Source organism: Haloferax sp. AS1 (assembly GCF_014530665.1).
Lineage (GTDB): Archaea > Halobacteriota > Halobacteria > Halobacteriales > Haloferacaceae > Haloferax > Haloferax volcanii.
The window spans coordinates 2290024-2312249 of record NZ_SPSA01000001.1 but is presented as its reverse complement, the minus strand read 5'-3'; the positions used below and the strand labels follow the sequence as shown (position 1 = coordinate 2312249).

15 protein-coding genes are annotated in these 22226 nt (G+C 67.6%); 3 read left to right on the top strand and 12 right to left on the bottom strand.

Going from position 1 to position 22226, the window contains the following annotated elements:
• Positions 1-21: 21 nt before the first annotated feature.
• The 5 genes from E4P24_RS12100 to E4P24_RS12080 form a co-directional block, all read right to left on the bottom strand.
• The gene (locus tag E4P24_RS12100; RefSeq protein ID WP_004062580.1) at positions 22-726 is read right to left on the bottom strand and encodes a haloacid dehalogenase type II; all 705 of its coding nucleotides are present in this window, start codon (positions 724-726) and stop codon (positions 22-24) included.
• 119 nt (positions 727-845) lie between these two features.
• Entirely contained in the window at positions 846-2576 is a 1731-nt protein-coding gene (locus E4P24_RS12095; protein ID WP_188148523.1) for an Ig-like domain-containing protein, read from the bottom strand.
• A gap of 3 nt (positions 2577-2579) precedes the next feature.
• Complete coding sequence (locus E4P24_RS12090) at positions 2580-4751, bottom strand: hypothetical protein (RefSeq protein ID WP_188148522.1); 2172 nt, start codon at positions 4749-4751, stop codon at positions 2580-2582.
• Positions 4752-4755: 4 nt separating this feature from the next.
• Positions 4756-6882 carry a type II secretion system F family protein gene (locus E4P24_RS12085; RefSeq protein WP_115802971.1) on the bottom strand — a complete coding sequence of 709 codons (2127 nt, stop codon included), beginning with the start codon at positions 6880-6882 and terminating at the stop codon, positions 4756-4758.
• Positions 6872-9145 carry a type II/IV secretion system ATPase subunit gene (locus E4P24_RS12080; RefSeq protein ID WP_008605598.1) on the bottom strand — a complete coding sequence of 758 codons (2274 nt, stop codon included), beginning with the start codon at positions 9143-9145 and terminating at the stop codon, positions 6872-6874. Before E4P24_RS12080 ends, E4P24_RS12085 begins: the two co-directional genes overlap by 11 nt.
• A 387-nt stretch (positions 9146-9532) precedes the next feature.
• Here E4P24_RS12080 and E4P24_RS12075 point away from each other — a divergent pair, with 387 nt between their 5' ends.
• Positions 9533-10675 carry a CBS domain-containing protein gene (locus E4P24_RS12075; protein WP_004042273.1) on the top strand — a complete coding sequence of 381 codons (1143 nt, stop codon included), beginning with the start codon at positions 9533-9535 and terminating at the stop codon, positions 10673-10675.
• 117 nt (positions 10676-10792) lie between these two features.
• Here the strand turns inward: E4P24_RS12075 and radB are convergent, their stop codons facing one another.
• Positions 10793-11482 carry a DNA repair and recombination protein RadB gene (gene radB / locus E4P24_RS12070; RefSeq protein ID WP_004042272.1) on the bottom strand — a complete coding sequence of 230 codons (690 nt, stop codon included), beginning with the start codon at positions 11480-11482 and terminating at the stop codon, positions 10793-10795.
• 171 nt (positions 11483-11653) lie between these two features.
• On the opposite strand from radB, the gene E4P24_RS12065 reads away from it, so the two are divergent.
• On the top strand, positions 11654-12400 hold the full coding sequence (locus tag E4P24_RS12065; RefSeq protein WP_115802973.1) for a hypothetical protein: 747 nt from the start codon (positions 11654-11656) through the stop codon (positions 12398-12400).
• A 151-nt stretch (positions 12401-12551) separates the two neighbouring features.
• On the opposite strand, the gene larC is transcribed toward E4P24_RS12065, so the two are convergent.
• Positions 12552-14033 carry a nickel pincer cofactor biosynthesis protein LarC gene (larC, locus tag E4P24_RS12060; protein WP_188148521.1) on the bottom strand — a complete coding sequence of 494 codons (1482 nt, stop codon included), beginning with the start codon at positions 14031-14033 and terminating at the stop codon, positions 12552-12554.
• A 193-nt stretch (positions 14034-14226) separates the two neighbouring features.
• Here larC and E4P24_RS12055 point away from each other — a divergent pair, with 193 nt between their 5' ends.
• Positions 14227-16458, top strand: a complete 2232-nt coding sequence (locus E4P24_RS12055; protein ID WP_004042269.1) for a CDC48 family AAA ATPase — start codon at positions 14227-14229, stop codon at positions 16456-16458.
• A 90-nt stretch (positions 16459-16548) separates the two neighbouring features.
• On the opposite strand, the gene phoU is transcribed toward E4P24_RS12055, so the two are convergent.
• From phoU to E4P24_RS12030, 5 genes are all read right to left on the bottom strand, one after another.
• Complete coding sequence (gene phoU / locus E4P24_RS12050) at positions 16549-17229, bottom strand: phosphate signaling complex protein PhoU (RefSeq protein WP_004062587.1); 681 nt, start codon at positions 17227-17229, stop codon at positions 16549-16551.
• 209 nt (positions 17230-17438) lie between these two features.
• Complete coding sequence (pstB, locus tag E4P24_RS12045) at positions 17439-18287, bottom strand: phosphate ABC transporter ATP-binding protein PstB (protein ID WP_004042267.1); 849 nt, start codon at positions 18285-18287, stop codon at positions 17439-17441.
• Between the two features lie 51 nt (positions 18288-18338).
• Positions 18339-19967: a phosphate ABC transporter permease PstA gene (gene pstA / locus E4P24_RS12040; RefSeq protein WP_115802975.1), complete on the bottom strand. Its 1629-nt coding sequence runs from the start codon at positions 19965-19967 to the stop codon at positions 18339-18341.
• A gap of 1 nt (position 19968) precedes the next feature.
• Positions 19969-20928, bottom strand: a complete 960-nt coding sequence (pstC, locus tag E4P24_RS12035) for a phosphate ABC transporter permease subunit PstC (protein ID WP_004062589.1) — start codon at positions 20926-20928, stop codon at positions 19969-19971.
• Between the two features lie 63 nt (positions 20929-20991).
• A complete protein-coding gene (locus E4P24_RS12030; protein ID WP_008605494.1) occupies positions 20992-22047 on the bottom strand; it encodes a PstS family phosphate ABC transporter substrate-binding protein in 1056 nt (351 codons plus the stop codon).
• Positions 22048-22226: the final 179 nt, after the last annotated feature.

Sequence of the window (22226 nt, the reverse complement as noted above, 5' to 3'; positions counted from 1 at the left end):
GCGCGGCGGGAGCCGCGAGCGTCAGTCCGCCGCGCTCGGACCGCCGCCGGCGAGCGCCTCGACGAGCGTCGTGAGGTCGGAGACGGCGAGGTCGGGCTCCGGCCCGAACGGTTCCCACGGCGACGCTTTCCGGTCGACCCAGACGCCCTGCATTCCGGCGTGTTGCGCCCCCATCACGTCGAACCAGCCGGCGGTCGCGTGGGCGATTTCGTCGATGGGCGTCCCGGTCCGGGCGGCCGCGTGGCGGTAGATTTCCGCGTCGGGTTTGAACACTCCGACCTCGTCGGCGCTGACGACGCCGTCGAGGAGGTCGCGGATGTCGGCGTGGTCGACCATCGAATCGAGCATCTCGGGGTTCCCGTTGGAGACGACGTAGCAGTCGTAGCCGGCGTCGCGGAGGCGACCGACCGCGTCGCGCACGTCGTCGAACACGTCGAGTTCGTGGTACACCGAGAGAATCGCGTCGCGCTCGCTCGCGGAGACGGACACGTCGTGGGCCTCCAGCGCGTACTGGAGCGCCGCGCGGTTGACCTCGTAGAAGGGTTCGTACTCGTCGACGTGGTTGCCGACGAACGTGTATTCGAGCGACCGCGACCGCCACAGCTTCGAGACGGGTTCGGGGTCGTCGACGCGCTCGGCGAGCGCTTTCTCGGCGGCGTCGACATCCACGAGCGTGCTGTACGAGTCGAACGTGACCGTCGAGACGCGGTCGGGGTCGAACGACATACGCGACCCTACGGCGACGCGGATGTTAACGATACGGCGGTCGCGCGGACGCGACGAGAAAAAAGACCGAAGAATGGGTTGGCGCGCCTGACGAGCGCGACGGGCGGGTGGCGGCCGACTCAGTCGCCTCCCCCCCCGTCCTCCCAGAGGGTCACGAGGATGACCACGTCCTGCATATCGAACGCGGGACTGTGCGTGTCGGTCGTTCCGAGTTCGAACAGGAAGATGGCCTGGTTGCTGTCGAGTTCCATCGTCTTCCCGTCGTCGCTGATGTAGGGTGCGACGAACTCGGCGGCGTCGTCCTGTCCGTTGTAGCCCCGTATCCTCGGGACCCGGTCGCCGTCGCGGAGGACCGCGACCTGTCGGTGGTCGACCGACGAGTCGGCGGTGACGTAGCCGTCGGTGGCGGCGATGATGGCGAGCGAGTCACCGGCGTCGCCAGTCACGCTGAACGAGTGGGACCGGCGGTCGTTCACGTCGTCCCAGTCCGCGGAGTGGTGCTGCTCGCCGTCGACGACGAAGGTGACGGAGACGGGAACGGGACCCCGCCCGTCCGTGATGGCGCTGCCGAGCAGTTCGAAATCGCCCGTGAAGGCGTCCGACGGGACGACCTCGCCGTCGTCGATGTCGAAGTCGTCTTCGGGCTCCGGCGTCGACGCGGTGGTGTTTCGGACCTCGTAGCTCTCGCCCATCCCGCGGACTTCCAGCGGGATGGTGACCGTCGCGCCGGGGCCGGACGCCCCGTCGAGGGTGACGGTGACGGTGTCGCCTTCGATTTCGGTCACGTCGTCGGGCGCGGTGTACGTGAAGCTCGCGCGGCCGGACTCGTCGGTGACGGCGGTCGCCCCGGCGGTCGGGGCGACGGTGCCGCCGAGCGGGGTCGACGGGCTGACGGTCAGCGTCGCGCCCGCGGCGGGCGCGCCGTAGCGGTCGAACGCGCGGACGACGAGCGTCTCGCGGCCGCCCGAGGGGACTGCGGCGTCCTCGCCTTCGACCGCGACCGCGTAGGCGGCGGGGTCGGGTTCGACGGCCTCGCCGACGCCGAGACGGGCGACGCGGAAGTCGTAGCGGACGCCCGCGTCGAGTTCGATAGTGACGACCGCGTGGTCGCCGCTGGCGACGTGGGAGACGACTCGCGCGTGGGGTTCCTCGGCCATGAGGTCGACCCACGCGTCCTCAGAGAGGTAGGTCGGCACCGAGATACGCACCGGGTCGGTGGCGCTGTACACCGGCAGCGACTCGGAGCGCACGGAGACGGGAGCGAGCGCCACGGTGTCGCCGGCGGTCGTGTGACCGTCGAGGTCGCCCTCGAAGAACACGAGCGTGACGGTCGTGCCGCGGACGAGCGACTGGCGGTGGACGACGGGGGTCCCGTCGGTTTCGAGGTACGAGACGCCGCTTTCGAGCACCATCCGCGCCTCGTCGCGCTCGGCGTAGTCGGCCTCGTAGACGATGGCTCCGGTCTCGTAGGTGCGGGTCGTGCCGTCCCAGAACACCGCTTCGGGACCGACCGCGGAGACGCCCGTGACCGTCACGGCATCCGCGCCGTCGACCCGGAACGTCCCGACGCTGTCGGGCGGCGAGACCACGAGATACCGCTCGGGGTACGACACGTCCGAGTCGACCGCGACGCGGCTGCCGGCCTCGACGCCGGAGGCGCGGAACACCTGCGAGTCGAGCGACGCGAGGTCCGTCGAGACGCTGGCGCTGTGGTCGGCTTCGTCGCCGGCGGTCCAGACGGGCGTGCCCGCGAGTTGGACCACCGCGATGACCGACACGACCAGCCCGAACGCGAAGACTAACCCGAGGATTTCCGAGACGCCGCGGGAGTCGAGAGAGAGGCGAGACATGGCTCAGACCTCCACTTCGGGCGCGTTCAGTTCTGGCGTGTCCTCGTCTTCGATAGAGGAGTCGGGCAGGTGGATGCGGACCGCCGCGGTGATGACCACGTCGTCCTCGGCTGAGATGGCGGCCTCGCGGCCGCTGACCATCCCGCCGTCGGAGGTTATCACCACGTCCGTCTTGGTCGAGGCGATGTTCGCGCCGACGACGAAGACGTTGCCCTCGGCGTCGACGACGATGTCGCCGTCGCCGAGCATGACCACGCCGTTGAGATTGACCCCGCCGCGCGCGGAGACGACGTCGAGCGCGCCGTTGTCCTTGACCCCCGAGAGGCCGGCCCCGGCGAGGTCGACGCCGTCCGTGCCGTCGATTCGGATGTCGCCCTTCCCGCTGATGTCGGCGCTCCGGGCGCTGACGAAGCCGTTCATCGAGACGATACGGAGGCTGTTGCTGTCCTGTGCGACCGTCACCCCGGCGTTGTCGAGGTCGATGTCGCCGCCGGCCTCGATGGAGAGGCTGGCTTTGCTTCCCTGCGTGACCGACGCGCCGGAGAGGTCGATTTCGTCGCCCGCAACTACGGTGATGTCCTGGCCCGACACCGAGGTGACGCTCACGCCGACCGCGGCCAGCGAGCCGCTTCCGGCGTCGATGTCGATTCGGCTGTTCGAGCCGGTGGCGACGGTGTCGACGTGGAGCGAGACTCCGTCGCCCGCGAGGGTGACGTCGCGGTCGGAGACGATGGTCCCGGTGCTCGGCGGGACGACGAGCCGGTCGGTTCCGGCGTCGTATGTCACGTCGCCGCCCGTGCCGGTGTCGTTGACGCGGTAGTCAGCGCCGTCGAACTCGCCGTTTCCGTCGACATCGGCGTAGACGAATCCGGGGTCGTCGACGGCGGCCACGAGCCCGCGGAGCGGGTCGGTGACGCCGCCCTCGCGGAGCTGTACGTCGAAGGTCACGCGGTCGACGGTCGCGCCCGCGGCGTCCTCGACGACCACGTCGAACGCGTCGTTGACGACGCCGTCGACGCTTCCGGTCGCGGTGTAGACGAACGTCGCGCGGCCGTCCGAATCGGTGACGGTCGAGACGGTGCCGGTGTCACGTGCGACGATGCGCCCGCTTTCGGCGGTCAGGCCGGGGCTGGCCGTGACGACCGCGTTGGGGACGGGGTTGTTCTGCGCGTCGCGGACCTCGACGACGGCCCGGTGGCTCGCACCCGGCGGGACGACGGCGTTGTCGCCCTCGACGTCGACGATGTAGGCGGGCGCTTGGAGCGCGCCGGGGGTGTCGATGCCGACCCGCGAGAGCCGCAGGTCGTAGGTCTTGCCGGGTTCGAGTTCGACCGTCAGGGTGTTGGAATCGGTGCCGGTCGCGTAGGCGATAGAGCGGACGTTGGGTTCGTCGGCCAGCAGGTCGCGCCACGCGTCTTCGGAGAGCCGGGTGGGGACCGAGATGGTGATGGGCGCGCCCGCGTCGGTGACGGTGATGTAGTCGGTGCCGGCGCTCAGGGGGACGACGCCGAAGGTGGTCGCCTCGCTCGTCGCGGTGTCGATGTCGCCTTCGAGGAAGACGAGCGACACCTTGGTGCCGTCGACGAGCGACTGGGTCGCGCCGACCTCGCTACCTGCGTAGGCGGTGTACTGCGCGGTCCCCTCGTGGACGAGCGACGGTTCGCTCTGGAGGTACCGGTAGTCGGGGCGGTAGACGAACTGCTGGGTGTCGAACGCGTGCTCGGAGCCGTCCCAGTAGCTGCCGGTCTCGCCGGTCGCGACCGCGCCGGAGATGCGGGCCGTCGCGGGGTCGGTCGTCCGGAGGCTGCCGGAGCCGGCGGCGGGCGAGACGAACAGCGCGCGGGTCGGGTAGTCGACGCCGGCGTCGAGGGTCGCGCGGGTCTGCCGGCCGTCGACCGCCTTCGAGACGCTCTCGTCGAACGCGGCGAAGTCGGTCTCGGCGGCCGTGAGGTGTTCGAACTCGGTCTGTTGGTTCCACGCGGGGACCGCCGAGACCTGCACCATCGCGACGAGCGAGACGACGAGCGCGAACGCGAGCATCGTGCCGAGGATGGCCGAGGCTCCGCGGCGGTCACCGCGGAGGTGCGAACCGCGGCGGGCCGCGCCCGCGACGAACCCGCGCAGTGCGTGCCTGCGGGGCGATTTCGTGTGTTTGGGGGAAGTGTTGTGAGTCATGGCCTTACACCAGTGCGAAGGCGACGAGCGCCAGCGCGGACAGTCCGAGGGCGTACTTCAGCCCGCTGAGGGCGCTGTTGTCGGCCAGTTTTCCGGCGAGGAGCCCACTGCCGACCGCCTGAATCAGCGCGGAGTGGAAGAACACCACGTGGAAGTTCGCCAGCGGCACCGACGAGATGCCGATGGGGAGCGACTGTCCGTTCGACGCCGTCGTGGGCACGGACATCTCGGCGAGGGGGCCGAGGTAGCTCGCGCCGAGCATCAGGATGACGAACAGGTAGACGAAGTACCCGATGACGACGATGGCGATGTACGAGCCCATCGCGCGACGGCGGGACTTCTCCAGTTTGTAGCGGTTGCGGGTGTCCTCCGCGGCGACGCTGAGGACGCGCGAGAGGTCGCCGCTGGTGCGGCCGCCGCTGGCGATGAGCCGGATGACCCGCGAGAGCTGCGGGACGTTGAGCCGGGTGGCGAACGCCATGAGCGCCGCGTGGGCGTCGTGGTTCCAGCGGATGTCGTTGCGGAGCGCGCGGAGTTCGTCCGCGAGCGCGCCGGTCGACCAGCGGGAGACGAGCGCGAGCGACTCGACCAGCGAGATACCCATCTGGTTGGCGCTCGACAGCAGGTTCAGCGTGTCGGGGAAGCGCCGTTCGAGCGTGCGCTCGCGGCGGGTCCGAAGCTCGTGGAACACCGTCAGGGGGACCGCCACGATGGCGAACGGGAGGACGACGTACCAGACCGTCGTGTTGTACGGGTTCGCGAGCATGGCGTCGAGGGTCGGCGTCGCGAGGCCGAGCGCGTAGACGGCGACGACCGACAGGAGCGCGAGGGGAACCGTGGCGACCGCCGAGAGGTACGGCTGGCGGCGCATGATGTCCAGCGGGTCACCGATGAGCGTCCGAAGCTCGTACACCGCGTTTTCGAGGCGGTAGTCGTCGAGTCGCTCGTCGACGAAGCCGCCGTCGGAGGCGATGTCGTCGCTCCCCCAGCGGGCTTCGCGGGCGCGCTGGATTTCGCGGCGCATCGCGCCGAGGAAGTCGACCGCGACCGTCCGAAGCTCTTCGAGGACGGTCACGTCGTGTTTCGTCCGGACCGTGTCCTGCGTGTACGGCGAGGAGAGCACGTCCACGAGGAGCAGGAACAGCCCCATCCCCAGCGGGAAGATGAGGTAGTTCAGCGCGTACAGCTGGACGAGCGTGTCGCCGCCGAGGAAGCTGATGACCATCAGGGTGACGATGAGCAGGAGCGGCGCGGCGACGAACGCGGCGACGAACACCTCCGAGAGCATCGACAGCGTCTCGATGAAGTCCTCCTGTTCGTCGCGGGCCTCTTCGAGGTACGTCGCGGACTCGCGGTCGAGGAAGGCGGTCACGTCGCCGCCGGAGTCGAGGACCGAAAGCAGGTCGTCGAGGAACTGCTCGAAGTTAATCGAGGGCGTCAGGTTCCGCGAGTTGCGGAGCGCCGTGAACAGGTCGTTACCGAACAGGTCCATGTCGCGGGCGATCATCTCGAACTCGCGGGACACCTCGCCGTAGTCGGGCGCGTCGGCGACGGAGCGGATGACTTCGAGGAAGCTCATCCCGCCGTGGCTGAGCGCGTACATGTAGACGATGGCGTGCGGGAGCAGGATGTCGATGCTGCGGCCGCGCATCTCGGCGCGGCTCTTGGGGAGGTAGTACCGGGCGTAGTAGGTCCCGGCGGCCGCTACCCCGCCGACGAGGGCGACGAGGGCCGCGCCGAGGATGGGCACCTTGTAGGGGGCAAGCGGGGCGACGTACCCCGCCGCGACGCCGAGGCTCACGGGGCTCGACGCGTTCGCCAGCACGCCCGTGCGGGCGAGGACGAACGTGAGCGCGAGGCCGACGAGCGAGCCGAACGCCGCGGTGACGAGCGCCAGCTTCATCGACTGGGTGAGATACAGGTCGTAGGTCGTGCCCACGCGGGTCTGGTTCAGCCAGCGCTGGAGGTCGCGGTGGCCCGCCGGGTGGCGCTTGAAGTACGTGCGGACGTAGCCGTAGCGCTGGCGCAGTCGTTCGACCTCCTCGGGCGACTCGTCGAAGTGTTCGCGCGGGAAGTACTGCTCGACCTCGTAGTCGGGCAGGGGGACCGAAGTCGACGAGTCAGCGGGCATCGTCGGCCTCCCGGTCGTCGTCGGTCACGGTCTCGTCAGCGTCGTCGGGGTCGTCGGGCGACGCGTCCGAGGCGTCCGCGACGACAGCGGAATCGGCTTCCGCGTCGTCTGCGCCGGCGTCGGCGTCGTCACCGACGACTTCCCAGTCGGTCCCGACATCGTCGGGGTCATCGGATTCGTCGGCGGCGTCGGGGGTGGCGGCTTCGCTTTCGTCGGCGGCGGGGGCGGCCTCCGCCTCGGCGGCGTCAGCCACCTCATCGTCGTCGGCATCGTCGTCCGAGTCGCCGTCCGCGTCGTCGTCTAACTCGATGTCGAACAGGTCCGCGAGCAGACGTTCGGTTTCGGGCGAGACCTCGATTTCGTCGTCGAAGTCGTCGGCCGCGGCGTCGTTTTCGCCCGCCGCGGGGTCGTCGCTCTCGTCGGCCTCGCCGTTTTCGTCGACGGAGACCAGCGAGGTCTCGGCGTAGACGTGCGCGAGGAGGCCTTCGCGGTCGCGCTCGAAGCGGCGAATCACGGCCGAGACGGTCAGGTAGTCGTCGACGCCCGAGGCGGCGATGTACCGGAGCACGTCGGCGCGAACGTCGAGTTCGTATTTGAGGTCGGCTTTCGTCCAGCCGCGCTCGGCGGCGATTTCGTCGAGGACGACCGAGTCACCGACGCGCTCGTGAGCGTCGTTCTCGGGGTTGCGCTTGAACACGTCGCGGAGTTCGACCTCGCCGTCGTCGTGGACGCCGGCGATTTCGGTGACGGCGATGTTCCGGCGGGTCCGGTCGCCGTCGAGGTGAATCTGCTTTTGGACCGAGATGATGTCGAGGTCCGACAGCATCTGGGCGGGCACGCCGAGGGGTTCGTTGCGCATGCGGTGGACCACGCCCTCCGAGGAGTCGGCGTGGAACGTCGTGTACGCGGTGTGGCCCGTGGCGATGGAGTGGAAGAACGTCAGGGCGACGCGCTCTTCCGTGCGAATCTCACCGACCAGCAGGTACTCGGGGCGCTGTCGGAGCGCGGCCTGCAAGAGCGCGTACATCGACACCTCGCCGCGGCCGTCCGCCGTGAACGTGTCGCGGGTGACGGACTGAATCCAGTTGTCGTGCGGGAGGGTGATTTCGCGGGTGTCCTCGATGGAGACGACCTTCGCGTGGCCGGGGACGAAAAAGGACACCGCGTTCATCGAGGTGGTCTTCCCGGAGCCCGTGCCGCCCGCGAAGATGAGCGAGCGGTTGTTCTCGATGGCGAGCCAGAAGTACGCCATCTGCTCGACGCTGAAGGTGTTCCAGCGCACGAGGTCGACCGGCGACAGCGGCACGTCCGAGAACTTCCGGATGGTGAAGTTCGACCCGCGGGTGGCCACGTCGGAGCCGAGAGTCAACTGGACGCGGGAGCCGTCCGGGAGGCTCGCGTCCACGAGCGGGTCGGAGACGGTCACTTGCTTGCCCGCGCGTTGCGCGAGGCGGATGGTGAACGACGAGAGGTCGCCGTCGTCGAAGACGACGTTCGTCGGCACGTCCCGGTAGACGCTGTGGAAGACGTAGACGGGCACGTCGTCGCCGTCACAGGAGATGTCTTCGATGCCGGGGTCGCGCATCACGGGGTCGATGCGGCCGAAGTGGATGAAGTCCCGAAGCAGGAAGTAAAACAGCTTCCAGAGCGACCCGTCTTCGACCGTCGCCGCGTGTTCGGAGATGATCTCGCGGGCCTCGTCGTCGAACACGTCCTCGCGGTCGCCGTCGGCGTCGAGGTCGCGGTACAGCAGGCTGTTGCGCAGAATCTTCGTCAGGTCGTCGCGCACGAAGTCCTCGAAGTCGTCGAGGCGCGGTTCGCTCACGTGGTACCGGTGTTCGCGCTTCTCGTGGTCGTACAGGATGGAGACGAACGCGAAGGGCTTGTTCACCCAGTAGTGTTCGACGGTCTCGACGCCCTCGAGGAACGAGAAGTCGAAGAACTGGTCTTCGATGAACGCTTCGGAGGGAGCCGGCGCGAACGCCGTCTCGTCGACTTCAGCGAAGAACGCCTTCACTTCGCGGAGGACGGCCTCCCGGAGCGTCTCCGGGCGGTCGTCGTCCGCCGATTCGTCGACAGCGAGGTCTTCGACGGGGCCGTATTCGATGCGGTCCGACGCGGGGACCGGGAGTTCACTCGCGCGGGCGGCCATCGCCTCCGGCCCGGTCGTGGGGACCAGTTCGGCGGTGCCGGCACCGTCTGCTCGGAACGATTCTTCGCCATCGAGGCGGTCAGTTTGGGAGTTCTTGTCAGGAGACGCCATTCTCTGGAAATACTGAACGGTAGGAACGGCTGTAAGTATGGAGCGACTAGATGTCCGAATTCGGCCGGTTAGGCCGGGACTACCGCTGAATTCGGGGAACTAACTGGTTCGATTTCGGCGGGGCGAGACCGGCTGTCGCCCCCGAGATGACCCGACGACGGCTGGCAATCGAATGACAGTACTGCTCCTCGCGGCCGACAGCACCGGCCGACGCGTCGGCAAGAAACGGTGATATTCATCGAGAGAGGTGTTACCAATGGTCATAGGCCGTCTGCCGGCGGAATTCGCTCCTTCAGCCCCGTCGTGGCCTTGCGATTTCGGTCCTTCCTAGCGGATGGAAACGGGACGAACCTTCAAGAGACGAGGCGTTGTATGTAAGGATGTATTATGGATATTGCTGATATCGCCACTCCTGATTTCATCGAGGTCGACGTTAACGAGCGATTAGGCAAAGTCCGCTCCATCTTCGAGCGGGAAAACCCTAAGGGCATCATCGTTCAGGACGACGGCGAGTACGCGGGCGTCATCGGTGAGAAGCAGCTCATCAACTCGCACGTCGAAGACAACACCAAAGCGGCCGCGCTGACGAAGGCCGTCCCCAAGATAGACCGTCACGAGAACGTGCGCGAGGTCGCGCGCATGCTCGTCGAGGGCGACACGAAGGTCGCGCCGGTCTACGAGGGCGAAAAACAGTACGGCATCATCACGCAGGACGCCATCCTCGAAGCCGTGCTCGACAACCTCGACGCGCTGACCGTCGAGCAGATTTACACCGACGACGTGGTCACCGTCGGCGAGCGCGACCACCTCGGGCAGGCCATCAACCGCCTCCGCGAACACGGCGTCTCGCGGCTGCCGGTCGTCAACGACGAGGGCCGCCTCGAAGGTATCCTGACCACCTACGACCTCGTCGAGTTCATGGTGCGCGACGAGGGTCGGCAGGGCAAACAGGACCGCCGCGGCGACACCGACCGGATGCTCGACCTCCCGGTCTACGACCTGATGACCAGCCCGGCGCGCACGGCGACGCCCGACGAGAGCGTCCGCGACGCGGTCGCGCGCATGCTGGAACACGACATCGCCGGGCTGGTCGTCACGCCCGCCGACGACGACGGCGAGGTGCTCGGCGTCGTGACGAAGACCGACGTGCTCCGCGCGCTCACCTACACCGAAGAAGAGCAGATGGACGTGCAGGTCACGAACATCGGCCTCATCGAGACGCTGAGCCGCGCCGACATCAACTCGGCTATCACCGAGGTCGCGGACAAGTACCAGCGGATGAGCGTGCTCCACGCCCACGTCCGCTTCCACGAGCACAAAGAGAAGCTCCGCGGCACGCCGCTCATCCAGTGCCAGATTCGGCTCCGCACGAGCCACGGGCAACTGGCGGGCAGCGGCGAGGGCTACGGCGCAGAACACGCGTTCCACGTCGCGCTCGACAAGCTCGAACGCAACGTGCTCGAAGTCAAGGGCTTCGAGGCCGACGAGCGCTACCGCGGCCAGCTGCTTCGCAAGCTCAACGAGCTGTAAGCCGTAGCCTCGCCGGCACTCACCGGCGCGCCCGAACGGGAACGAGAACGGGAACGGAAATCGAAGACAGGAGCGGGATTCGGCCGGGTCGTCTCCCCGGCCGCGTCGACCCTTTTTCTACACGTCAGTCGCGGAGAGCCCGCGGTCAGTTATCTTAAATGTCGCCGTCTCCCCGGCGGGTTTCGCGCGGTGTTTCTCCAGCGTCGCCCGGCGGTTGCCGCCGCGGAAGCGGTCGAGGCGGACGACGGTCCCCGTCCAGTGTTCGAGGGTGTGGCCGCCGAGCGCGCGCGTCCGGTCGGAGTCGGGGTCGGCGTACACCTGGTTCGTCAGGACGACCGCGAGGTCGTGTTTGCGCGCGAGCGACAGCAGGTGGGTGACCTGCCGGGCCACCCGGCGCAGCGCCTCGCCGCCGTCGCCCTCGGCGGTTCGTTCGAGCCGGTAGAACCCGGTCGCGGAGTCGAGGACGATGAGGTCGGCGCTGGCGGCGAACTCCTCGGCGTCGCGGACGGCCTGCTCTTGGTCCTCGAAGTCGTACGCCTCGCTTATCATCAGCCGCGAGGTCACAGACTCCACGTCCTCGGGGGCGACCGCCTCCGCGAGCTGTTGGAAGCGGTCGACCGACAGGCCCTCGGTGTCGATGTAGACGACGGTGCCGCCCGCGGCGGCGACCCGGACCGCCGCCGAGAGCGCGACGTTCGTCTTGCCGGCCGCGGAGGGACCGTACACCTGCGTGACGGTGCCGCGTTCGAACCCGCCGTCGAGGAGGTCGTCGAGCGCGTCACAGCCGGTGGAGACTGACTCTGTCACGTCAGGAGGTGAGTGCCACCGGCCGAAAAAGACCCCGGTCCACCCCGGTCGTCGCCGGGCCGCCGCCGGCGCGTTCCGGCATCGCGCGGTCACCGAGTCGACGCCGGCTCCCGACCGCCGCGAGCGCCTCGCGCACAACGCTTTATTCGTCGCCGTCGCCAAGAGGCCCCCGTGATAGTCGTCGCCACCGCGGACTTCGACCTCTACCACGAGGCCGTGTCCGAACTCCGGAGCCGAGGTGTCACGTTTACGACCGTCGAGCCGGGCGACTCGCTTCCCGAGCGGGCGCGCGTCCTCCTCACCGGCCCGGACGACGACCTCGACGGCACGGGCTCCGACGGGAACGTGACCCGCGTGACCGCCACGGGCGACGACGTGCGCCGGGCCGTCGACGAGGCGCTCGCCAGCCTCCGCGGCGACGGCGGACAGACCGTCGTCGGCGTCGACCCCGGAACGAGACCGGGCATCGCGGTCCTCTCGGGCGAGACGGTCGTCGCCGCGTTCCACGTCCCGCTTGCGGACGCCGTCGACGTCATCCGAGAGGAGACCGACGACGCGGTCGACCCCGTGGTCCGCATCGGCGACGGCGCGCGCTTACAGGGCGCGAAGCTCATCAACGAACTCGACGGCGTCGCGGTCGAACTCGTCGACGAGACCGGGACGACGCCGTACCTCGGCAGCGGCGCGCGCGGCATGGGCGACGTGCTCGCCGCGGTGAACATCGCCCGCCGGGACGGCGAGCGCATCGAGTCCCGCGAGATAGAGCCGACCGAGGGCGAACTGACGCGCATCAAGGCGCGCTCCCGGGAGGCATCCGAAGACAACCGCACCATCGACGAGGACCTCGCGCGGCGCGTCGCCGGCGGCGAACTGAGCATCGACGAGGCGCTGGACGAACACCGCTCGCGCGAGGAATGAGCGTCCGCGGCGGCGGTTTCGACGCCGTTAACGGCCGCCTAACGGTCCGCTACGAGACCCAGAGAGTCCCCTGAGAGTTCGAGTGGTCGGCGGAAAAGAATGCTGTTAACCCGACTCTCGGTTTATGAGGCGCGCCGCGTCGGGTTCATAGCTACGTTCCACCGGCTTCTGACGCCACCGCGTCGACGGCGCGGCGCATGATTTCACGGACGGGAACCCCGGTCTCGTTCGCCACCGCGAGCGCGTCGTCGTACTCGGCGCTTCGGTCGTAGACGACGCCGTCGGCGTCGCTGGCGACCTTCACGCTCACCTCGTAGTCGTCGCCGTCGATGTCGAGCGTCGCCGTCTCGAACTCGCGGCGGGCGGTCCAGCGGTGGCCCGCGCCGTGCTCGCGGATGCCGAGCGTGCCGGTCTCGACCGCGAGGCGGTACGCGACGCGCTCGGCGTCTTCCGGCTTGACGACGACCTTGACGAGGTGGCCGGGGCGGGACTTCTTCATCGTCGTCGGGACGATGGTCACGTCGCGCGCGCCGGCGTCTTTCAGGGTCGCTTGGAGGCCGCCGAGGACTTCGGGCGGCGCGTCGTCGAGGTTCGTTTCGAGGACGGTAATCTCGTCGCGGACGAGCCGCGAGCCGCCGTCGCCGACGACCGCGCGGAGGACGTTCGGGTGGTCGGGGAACTCCCAGCCGCCGGCCCCGTAGCCCGACGACTCGACCGACATCGACGGGAGCGTCTCGACGCCCTCGGCGAGGTGCGCGAGGATGGCCGCGCCCGTGGGGGTGAGCAGTTCGGCCTCGACGGGGCCGCCGCGGACCGACCAGTCGGCCGCCGCGGTGATGTTGACCACGGCGGGCGCGGGGACCGGGTAGGTTCCGTGGCTCATCTCGGTTTCGCCGCCGCCGACGGCGACCGGACCGGTGACGACGCGGTCGACGCCGAGGTCGTCGAGGAGGAGACAGACCCCGACCACGTCGGCGACGGCGTCGTCCGCGCCGACCTCGTGGAAGTGCGTCGCGTCGAGGTTCGTGCCGTGGACCTCGGCCTCGGCCTCGCCGAGCACGCGGAAGATGGCCGTCGCGTCCGCGACGACGCCCGGCGGGAGATTCATCGACTCGACGAGGTCGACGACCTCGGGGTAGGTCCGGTGCGGGCCGTGACCCTCGGCGTGGGCGTGGTCGTCGTGGGAGTGGTGGTGTTTGTGGTCGTCGTGAGAATGCGGGTGACTGTGGTCGTGGCCCTGCGACTGTCCGTGGCTGTCGTCGCCGTCGTGGTGAGTCTGCTCCTCGTCGTGAGCGTGGTCGTGGTGGTGGTACTGGTGCTGATGGCTGTGTTCGGCGTCGTCGCCGTCGCCACCGTCGTCGGAGTCTGCTCCGTCGTCGCCGTCGGCGCGCAGGCGTCGGTGGTCGTCGCCGTGACCCTCGCCGCGGGGGTCGCCCCCGTCGGCCTCCGCGAGGAGCACGTCCACCTTGGTCGCGAGGATACCGTTTTTGTCGACCTCGTGGACGCGGTAGGTCACGTCGAGGGCGTCTTCGACGGGCGAGAGGACCGACGGGTCAGCGCCGGCGGCGACGAGCGCGCCGAGGAGCATATCGCCGCTGGCACCCATCCGGCCGTCGAACGCGAGGAGTCGCATGCGTAAACCGTGGTGTTCGAGCGTAAAAACGCCAGCCATCGACGCGCCGTTCCCTGTCCAGTCGGCAGGGATTAGTAGCCGCCCGCCCTACGGTGTGCTAGGCTGTAACCACGAGAGGACGCTGCCTCGGGCCGACCGGGGAAGGACTTATCCGATGGCCTCTCACAGGTATCAGCATCCCCGCGAGGTAATCATGAACGAAGTCCAACTCGAAGTGGCGAAAGCGTACCCGAACGACTCGGGGCGCGGTATCGCCCGTCTTGATCCGGACACCTTGCTCCATCTCAAGCTCTCGCCGGGAGACATCATCGAGATCGAGGGAGGAAAAACGACCGCCGCGAAGGTGTGGCGGGCAGACCGGCAGGACTGGAACACGGATACGGTCCGCATCGACGGGTTCACGCGGCAGAACGCCGACGTGGGCATCGGTGAACGGGTCACTATCCGCAAAGCAGAGGCTACGAAGGCCGACAAACTCGTGCTCGCGCCGCCGGAGGAGGCGAGCGTGCAGTTCGGGTCCGACGCGGCCGGCATGGTCAAACGGCAGATTCTCAAGCGACCCGTGGTCGAACGCGACATCGTCCCGGTGATGTCGAGTACGAACCATCCGTTTATGCGGTCGCCCGGACAGGCGATTCCGCTCATCGCCGTCGAGACGAAACCCGAGGGCGTCGTCCTCGTCACCGAGGACACCGACGTGGAGCTCCGCGAGGAGCCCATCTCCGGCTTCGAGAAGGCCGGCGGCGGCATCACCTACGAGGACATCGGCGGGCTGACCAACGAGATTCAGCGCGTCCGCGAGATGGTCGAACTGCCGATGAAACACCCCCAGATATTCAAGAAGCTGGGCATCGAGCCCCCGCAGGGGGTGTTGCTCCACGGGCCGCCGGGCACCGGGAAGACGCTTCTCGCCCGCGCGGTCGCCAACGAGACCTCGGCGAGTTTCTTCTCTATCGCAGGGCCGGAAATCATCTCGAAGTACTACGGCGAGTCCGAACAACAGCTCCGCGAGATATTCGAGGACGCCAAAGAGGAGTCCCCGAGCATCATCTTCATCGACGAGCTCGACTCCATCGCGCCCAAGCGCGAGGACGTGACCGGCGAGGTCGAACGCCGGGTCGTCGCCCAACTGCTGACGATGATGGACGGGCTGGAAGCCCGCGGACAGGTCATCGTCATCGCGGCGACGAACCGCGTCGACTCGGTGGACCCCGCGCTCCGCCGTCCCGGTCGGTTCGACCGCGAAATCGAAATCGGTGTTCCGGACGAGGAGGGTCGCAAGGAGATCCTCCAGATTCACACCCGCGGGATGCCGCTTTCGGACGACGTGGACCTCGACGACCTCGCCGACGACACCCACGGCTTCGTCGGCGCGGACATCGAGGCGCTGACCAAGGAGGCCGCGATGAAGGCGCTGCGGCGCTACCTCCCCGAAATCGACCTCGACAGGGAGGACATCCCACCGAGTCTCATCGACCGCATGGTCGTCAAGAACGACGACTTCGGCGGCGCGCTCGGCGAGGTCGAACCCTCGGCGATGCGCGAGGTGCTCGTCGAGATTCCGAAGGTGACGTGGAACGACGTGGGCGGGCTCGAAGGGCCCAAACAGAAGGTCCAAGAGAGCGTCGAGTGGCCGCTGACGACCCCCGAGAAGTTCCAGCGGATGGGTATCGAGGCTCCGAAAGGCGTGCTCCTCTACGGGCCGCCCGGCACGGGCAAGACCCTGATAGCGAAGGCCGTCGCCAACGAGACGAACGCGAACTTCATCTCGGTGCGTGGCCCGCAGCTGCTGTCGAAGTGGGTCGGTGAGTCGGAGAAGGCGATTCGGCAGACGTTCCGCAAGGCGCGGCAGGTCTCCCCGACCATCATCTTCTTCGACGAGCTCGACGCGCTCGCCCCGGCCCGCGGCAACGACATGGGCAACAACGTCTCCGAGCGCGTCGTCAACCAGCTCCTGACGGAGTTAGACGGCCTCGAAGACGCGGGCAACGTCATGGTCATCGCGGCGACCAACCGCCCGGACATGATCGACCCCGCGCTCATCCGCTCGGGCCGGTTCGACCGCCTCGTGCTCATCGGCCAGCCCGAAGAGGAGGGCCGCGAGCAGATTCTCGACATCCACACGCAGCAGAGTCCGCTCGCGCCGGACGTGAGCCTCCGCGAAATCGCGGAGATAACCGACGGCTACGTCGGCTCCGACCTCGAATCCATCTGCCGCGAGGCGGCCATCGAGGCGCTCCGCGAGGACTCCGACGCCGAGGAAATCGAGATGCGCCACTTCCGCAAGGCGATGGAGTCGGTCCGCCCGACCATCACCGAGGAACTGATGCGCTACTACGAGGACATCCAAGACCAGTTCAAAGGCGGCTCCCGCGAGGGGCTGTCGCCCGACACCCGCGACGGCGGCCGCATCGGCTTCCAGTAAGCCCGACGGCCGGCGTTCTGCGGTCGTGTTGTTCTCGCAATTTTCGAAGAAGACGGTGAAGACAGCGACGCGTCGGCGTGAGACGCCCGCTTAGAACAGCAGTGAGTCGTCGTTGTCGATCATGTAGAGCGTCCGCGCCGCGACGTTGACGGCGTGGTCGCCGATGCGTTCGAGGTCGCGCACCGTCAGCAGGAGTCGGCGCACGTCGACGAGGGCGGTCTCGGGGTCGAGGTCGCCGTCGCCCTCGAAGTCGTCGCCGCTCATGAGGTCGCGGACGATGCTCTGGGAGGCGGTGTCGCACATCGCGTCGAGGTCGTCGTCGCGCTCCGCCACGGAGCGACAGAGGTCGGTGTCCTCGGACTCGTAGGCGTCCAGCGCCTGGTCGACCATGTCGAGGGCGGCGTCACCGATGCGGCGGATGTCGACTTCCGCGTACACGTCGTTTTCGGCGTCGATGGCGTACTGCGCGAGGTTGGTCGCGAGGTCCCCGATGCGTTCGAGGTCGGTGATGATTTTGAACGACGCCGCGATGAACCGCAGGTCGCCCGCGACCGGCTGTTGGAGCGCGAGCAGGTCGATGCAGTCCTGTTCCAAGTCGAGGTAGATGCGGTTGATTTCGTGGTCGCCCTCGATGACTTCCTGTGCCTTCCGCTCGTCTTTGTCTTCGAGCGCGTCGAGGGCGTACCGGACCCGTTCGGCGGCGAGTTCGCTGAGGTACAACACGTCCTCTTCGAGCTGATTGAGGCGAGATTGGTACGTGTTTCTGGCCATACGTGACGTTCCGACAGGCGAAGTGAAATTCCTTGTGATGGTTTCGGTGGCCGCGCCGCCGATACCACCCGAACGACCGTGTCGGATGCGCGGCGGCGGGACGCGGCCGTCGCTCCGCGGGTACGAATCGAACGTCGCACAGAAGCGACCCGAGGGTCGGGCGAGCGCCGGTGAGCGCCGGTGAGCGCCGGTGAGCGCCGGCGACGGAGTTATCCGAACTTGCCGGTGATGTAGTCTTCGACGCGCTGGCTCTCGGGGTTCTCGAAGATTTTCTGGGTGTCGTCGAACTCGACGAGTTCGCCGCCGGTGAGGAAGACGGCGGTCTTGTCGGAGATGCGCGCCGCCTGCTGCATGTTGTGGGTGACGATGACGACCGTGTAGTCCTCGGCGAGCTCCTCGACGAGGTCTTCGATTTGCGAGGTCGCCACGGGGTCGAGCGCCGACGCGGGCTCGTCCATGAGCAGCACCTCGGGGTCGGTCGCGATGGCGCGGGCGATACAGAGGCGCTGTTGTTGGCCGCCGGAGAGGTCGAGTCCGGACTCGTGGAGGCGGTCTTTCACCTCGTCCCAGAGGGCGGCGCGCTTGAGCGACTCCTCGACGACCGCGTCGTAGTCGGCGTCGATGCCCTGAATCTTCAGGCCGTAGACGACGTTCTCGTAGATGCTCTTGGGGAACGGGTTCGGCTTCTGGAACACCATGCCGACGCGGCGGCGGAGGGCGACGGGGTCGACGTCGTCGTCGTAGACGTTCTTCCCGCGGAGCGTGAGTCGGCCCTCGACGCGGGCGACGTCGATGAGGTCGTTCATGCGGTTGATACAGCGGAGGAACGTGGACTTCCCGCAGCCGGAGGGTCCAATCATGGCGGTCACGCTGTTTTCGGGGATGTCCATCGTGATGTCGGTGAGCGCGTGGTCGTCGCCGTACCAGACGTTGATGTCCTCGGAGCTGATGACCGTCTCGACCCCTTGGCTCACCGAGTTCCCCGACGCAGAGAGCCCGTCGCTCACGTCGGTTTCGACGAGCATCTCGTCGTTCGTCGGGTCCTCTGTTCCGTTCATGGCTTGCTGTTCTCCCTCGGGTGCTTTGTCTCTTTGGCTCATTGGTGGTGTTCAGGATTCACTTTCGAACTTGTTGCGCAGGACGATGGCGATGGAGTTCATGGCGAGGAGGACCGCCAGGAGGACCACGACGCCCGCCGGGACGGCTTTCGTGTAGAAGTCCTCGCTGGCGAACAGGCTGGACCACGCGTACACCTGCAGGGGCATCGCGCTCACCTTCGAGGTGAGCTCCGTCGGCAGGTTGAAAAGCACGTTCGGCGCGCCGATCATGATGAGCGGCGCGGTCTCGCCGATGGCTCGGCCGAGCGCGAGGATGGTCCCGGTCAGGATGCCGGGGAACGCCTCCGGGAGGACGACGTTCTTCACGGTCTGCCATCGCGTCGCGCCCATGCCGTAGGACGCCTGCCGCATATCGCTGGGGACCGCGCGAATCGCCTCGCGCGAGGAGATGATGACGATGGGCAGGATGAGGAGTGCGAGCGTCGCGCCGCCGATGAGGACCGTCCCCGTCGGCTGGCCGAGGTAGGTGACGAACACGCCGAGCCCGAGCAGGCCGTAGACGACCGAGGGGACGCCGGCGAGGTTCGAGATGTTCACGTCGATGAATCGGGTGAAGGCGTTGTCGGGGGCGTACTCTTCGAGGTACACCGCCGCGCCGACGCCGAGCGGGAACGAGAGGGCGGCGACCGTCGCCATCAGCAGGATGGAGCCGCCGATGGCCGGGTAGAGACCCGCGTTCTCGGCGGTTCCGCTGTGGGCGCTCGTGAGGAACTGCCAGTCGACCCACGACTGCGGGCCGGCGAAGCCGAGCACGTCGACCGCGACCGCGCCGACGAGCGAGCCGCCGACGACGACGGCCGCGAGCAGGAGGCCGATTCGCTCCCGTTCGCGGGTGACCGCCGCGCCGCCGGCGTACGCCAGCGTGGGAACGAACGCGACCGACGTGACGACGGCGGCGGCGTTGGCGTCGACGCCGAGCGTCGGGCCGACGACGGCCGCGAGGCCGGTCAAGAGGAGCGCGGACGCGCCCGCGGCGAGGCCCGCGGTGGTGTCCTCACGGATGCGGGCGACGTACTGGCCGACGGCGACCGCGGCCACGCCGCCGAGGACGAGCGTCAGAATCACCCAGTCGGCGGGGACCACGGGAAGTTGGCGGACGATTTCGGGAATACTGTGGAAGTAGCCCGGCACACCGACGAGCGAGAGGACGAACGCGGCCCCGGTCGCGGCGACGCGGAGGGTGAAGGAAATCCGCTGTTCGTACTTCGTCAGGACGACGACGAGCGCCGCCGGGACGAGGAGGCCGACGACGTACGAGAGGCCGGTCAGCGGCGGAACGATGTCGACGAAGACGATGGCGACGCCCCCGCTGAACAGCAGGAACACCGCGAGCATCCCGACGACCATGCCGCCGAGTTTGAGCGCCGGCACGTTCCGGCGCGCGAGATAGCCGCCGACGACCGCGGCGGGGACGACGAGCGTCAGGAAGAAGGTGAGATGCCAGCCGGGGTCGGCGGTGAGCGGGCGAATCGCGTCGTTGGCGACGTAGACGAGGAGGACCGCGAGCGTGACGATGCCGAACATCGTCGCGGCCAACAGCAGATACCGGAAGACGGTCCCGGTGGTTCGGCTGACCTGTCCGAAGCCGTCGATGTAGCCGGAGTCGGTGTCGGTCGCCATCTCAGTATGCCTCCCGGTAGCGCCGCGAGACGTAGTCGCTGATGACGTTCATGACGAGCGTGATGACGAACAGCACGAGGCCGATGGCGAACAGGCTGCGGTAGGCCAGCCCGCCGCCGGTGATGTCACCGGTGAGAAGCTGGACCATGGCGGCGGTCATCGGCAGCGCGCCTTCGAGATACGACGCGGGGTTGAGCGGGTTGAGGAACTTCGCCTGCGCGCCCGCGGCGACGGTGACGGCCATCGTCTCGCCGATGGCGCGAGAGAGCGCGAGGATGAACGAGGAGAAGATGCCGGACAGCGCGGCGGGGACGACGATGCCGGTGGACACGTCGAACTTCGTCGCGCCCATGCCGTAGCCCGCCTGCCGGAGTTCGTCGGGGACGGCGGACATCGCGTCCTCGCTGATAGAGGCGACCATCGGGATAATCATGATGCCGACGACGATGCTCGCAGACAGCATGTTGAACGTCCCGATGCTGGGGAAGACGACTTCCAGCGCCGGGGTGATGTAGATGAGCGCGAAGAAGCCGTAGACGACGGTCGGGACGCCGGCGAGGATCTCCAGTGCCGGCTTGAGGACCGACCGAGCCTGCGCGCTCGCGTACTCGCTGAGGTAGATGGCGGTGGCGACGCCGAGCGGGAGCGCGATGATGGCCGACCCGATAGTGACCATCAGCGTCGAAGACACGAGCGCCAGCACGCCGAACTCTTGGCTGTGTATCTGCCACGTGGTTCCGGTGAGGAAGTCGACGATAGAGGCCGTCTCCCCCGCGACACCCATCAGCGGGGCCGTCAGCGTGAAGAACTTGGCCGCCTCCGTGATGAGGAGTCCGACGATACTGAGGGTCGTCACGACGGACAACGCCGCGCACAGGAAGAAGAACGACCGCGTCAGTAGCTCACGCGGCGCGTTCTCCGTGTTCCGCGTGAGGTCGGTTTCGAGGTCATCTGTGCTCATTGGTTGGATTGAATCGTGGTGTATGAAAAAGCGCTTCGTTAGCTGATTCTGTCGAGAAAGCGGCTAGTTGGCTTCCTCGATGGCCGCGTTGAGGGTGTCGAGCATCTCCTGTTGCTCGTCTTCGCCCAGCGGGACGTAGCCGACCTCGTCGGCGACGATTTCGCGACTGGTGGAGTTCTCCATCCAGTAGCGGGCGAACTCGGCGACGTGGTCCTCCGCGAGCGACTCGCGGGCGGGGTAGGTAAACAGCGGGCGGGAGAGGGGGTTGTACTCGCCGGACAGCGCCGTGTCGAGCGACGGCTCGACGAACTCGCCGGCGTCGTTCTCGATGGCGACCGCCTGCACGGCGTCGGTGTTCTCGCTGTAATACGCGAAGCCGAGGTAGCCAATCGCGTATTCGGAGCCTTCGACGCCCTGGATGATAGTGCGGTCCTGCTCGGTCGCGGAGTAGTCCTGACGGTGGCCCGGGCCCTCCTCCCCGATGATGGCCTCGATGAAGTAGTCGTAGGTACCGGAGGCGTCGGTGGGACCGTAAATCTCGATTTCCTCGTCGGGCCACTCGGAGTTGACGTCCGACCACGTCGTCGGCGTCGACTCGGCCGAGAAGATGGTTTGGAGCTGTTCGACGGTGAGCCCCTCGCCGAGGAAGTCGTTGTCGTTGTTGACGATGACGGTCAGCGCGTCGGTTGCGACCTTGAGTTCGACGGGCGTCACGTCGTTGTCCTCGCACTGCGTCTCTTCTTCGCCCTTGATGGGGCGCGAGGCGTTGTTGAAGTCGGTCTGCCCCGTACAGAAGTAGTTCGCGAAGCCGCCACCGGAGCCGGTGGACTGGAGGTTGATGTTGACCTCCGAATGCTCACTCTGGAAGCGCTCGCCCATCGCGGTTGCGAGCGGGAACACCGTCGAGGAACCGGCGATGTCGATGGTTCCCGAGAGCTCGTTGCTCCCGTCGCCCGACGAGTCCGTTCCCTCGGAGTCGCCGCCGGAGCCACCGTCGGAGCTCCCGCCCTCGCCGCCGGTGTTGTTCTCGGTACATCCGGCGAGTCCCGCGAGACCGGCCGCGCCCGAGGCAATCAGGAACTTACGCCGCGAAAGAACGCTGTCCGAGTTACGCGTCATCGATTTTGAGGAGCCGATTTTTCCGTAAATACCCTGCTATGACGACTATATAGTGGTACGTTCCGGTATGTCCCCAATGAATGCTAACGTGTGACAAGAACGGATTGAAATCGACAGAAACAGCCGATTGCCTCATTCATGGCCGTCTCGTGCGCGAACTTTCTCCGATGTGTCAGAAA

Coding starts and splice junctions, on each gene's coding strand:
- E4P24_RS12055 (WP_004042269.1), top strand. CDS start 14,227: ATGAACGAAGTCCAACTCGAAGTGGCGAAAGCGTACCCGAACGACTCG.
- pstC (WP_004062589.1), bottom strand. CDS start 20,928: ATGAGCACAGATGACCTCGAAACCGACCTCACGCGGAACACGGAGAAC.
- E4P24_RS12090 (WP_188148522.1), bottom strand. CDS start 4,751: ATGACTCACAACACTTCCCCCAAACACACGAAATCGCCCCGCAGGCAC.
- E4P24_RS12080 (WP_008605598.1), bottom strand. CDS start 9,145: ATGGCGTCTCCTGACAAGAACTCCCAAACTGACCGCCTCGATGGCGAA.
- E4P24_RS12085 (WP_115802971.1), bottom strand. CDS start 6,882: ATGCCCGCTGACTCGTCGACTTCGGTCCCCCTGCCCGACTACGAGGTC.
- larC (WP_188148521.1), bottom strand. CDS start 14,033: ATGCGACTCCTCGCGTTCGACGGCCGGATGGGTGCCAGCGGCGATATG.
- pstB (WP_004042267.1), bottom strand. CDS start 18,287: ATGAACGGAACAGAGGACCCGACGAACGACGAGATGCTCGTCGAAACC.
- E4P24_RS12100 (WP_004062580.1), bottom strand. CDS start 726: ATGTCGTTCGACCCCGACCGCGTCTCGACGGTCACGTTCGACTCGTAC.
- E4P24_RS12095 (WP_188148523.1), bottom strand. CDS start 2,576: ATGTCTCGCCTCTCTCTCGACTCCCGCGGCGTCTCGGAAATCCTCGGG.
- phoU (WP_004062587.1), bottom strand. CDS start 17,229: ATGGCCAGAAACACGTACCAATCTCGCCTCAATCAGCTCGAAGAGGAC.
- E4P24_RS12075 (WP_004042273.1), top strand. CDS start 9,533: ATGGATATTGCTGATATCGCCACTCCTGATTTCATCGAGGTCGACGTT.
- pstA (WP_115802975.1), bottom strand. CDS start 19,967: ATGGCGACCGACACCGACTCCGGCTACATCGACGGCTTCGGACAGGTC.
- E4P24_RS12030 (WP_008605494.1), bottom strand. CDS start 22,047: ATGACGCGTAACTCGGACAGCGTTCTTTCGCGGCGTAAGTTCCTGATT.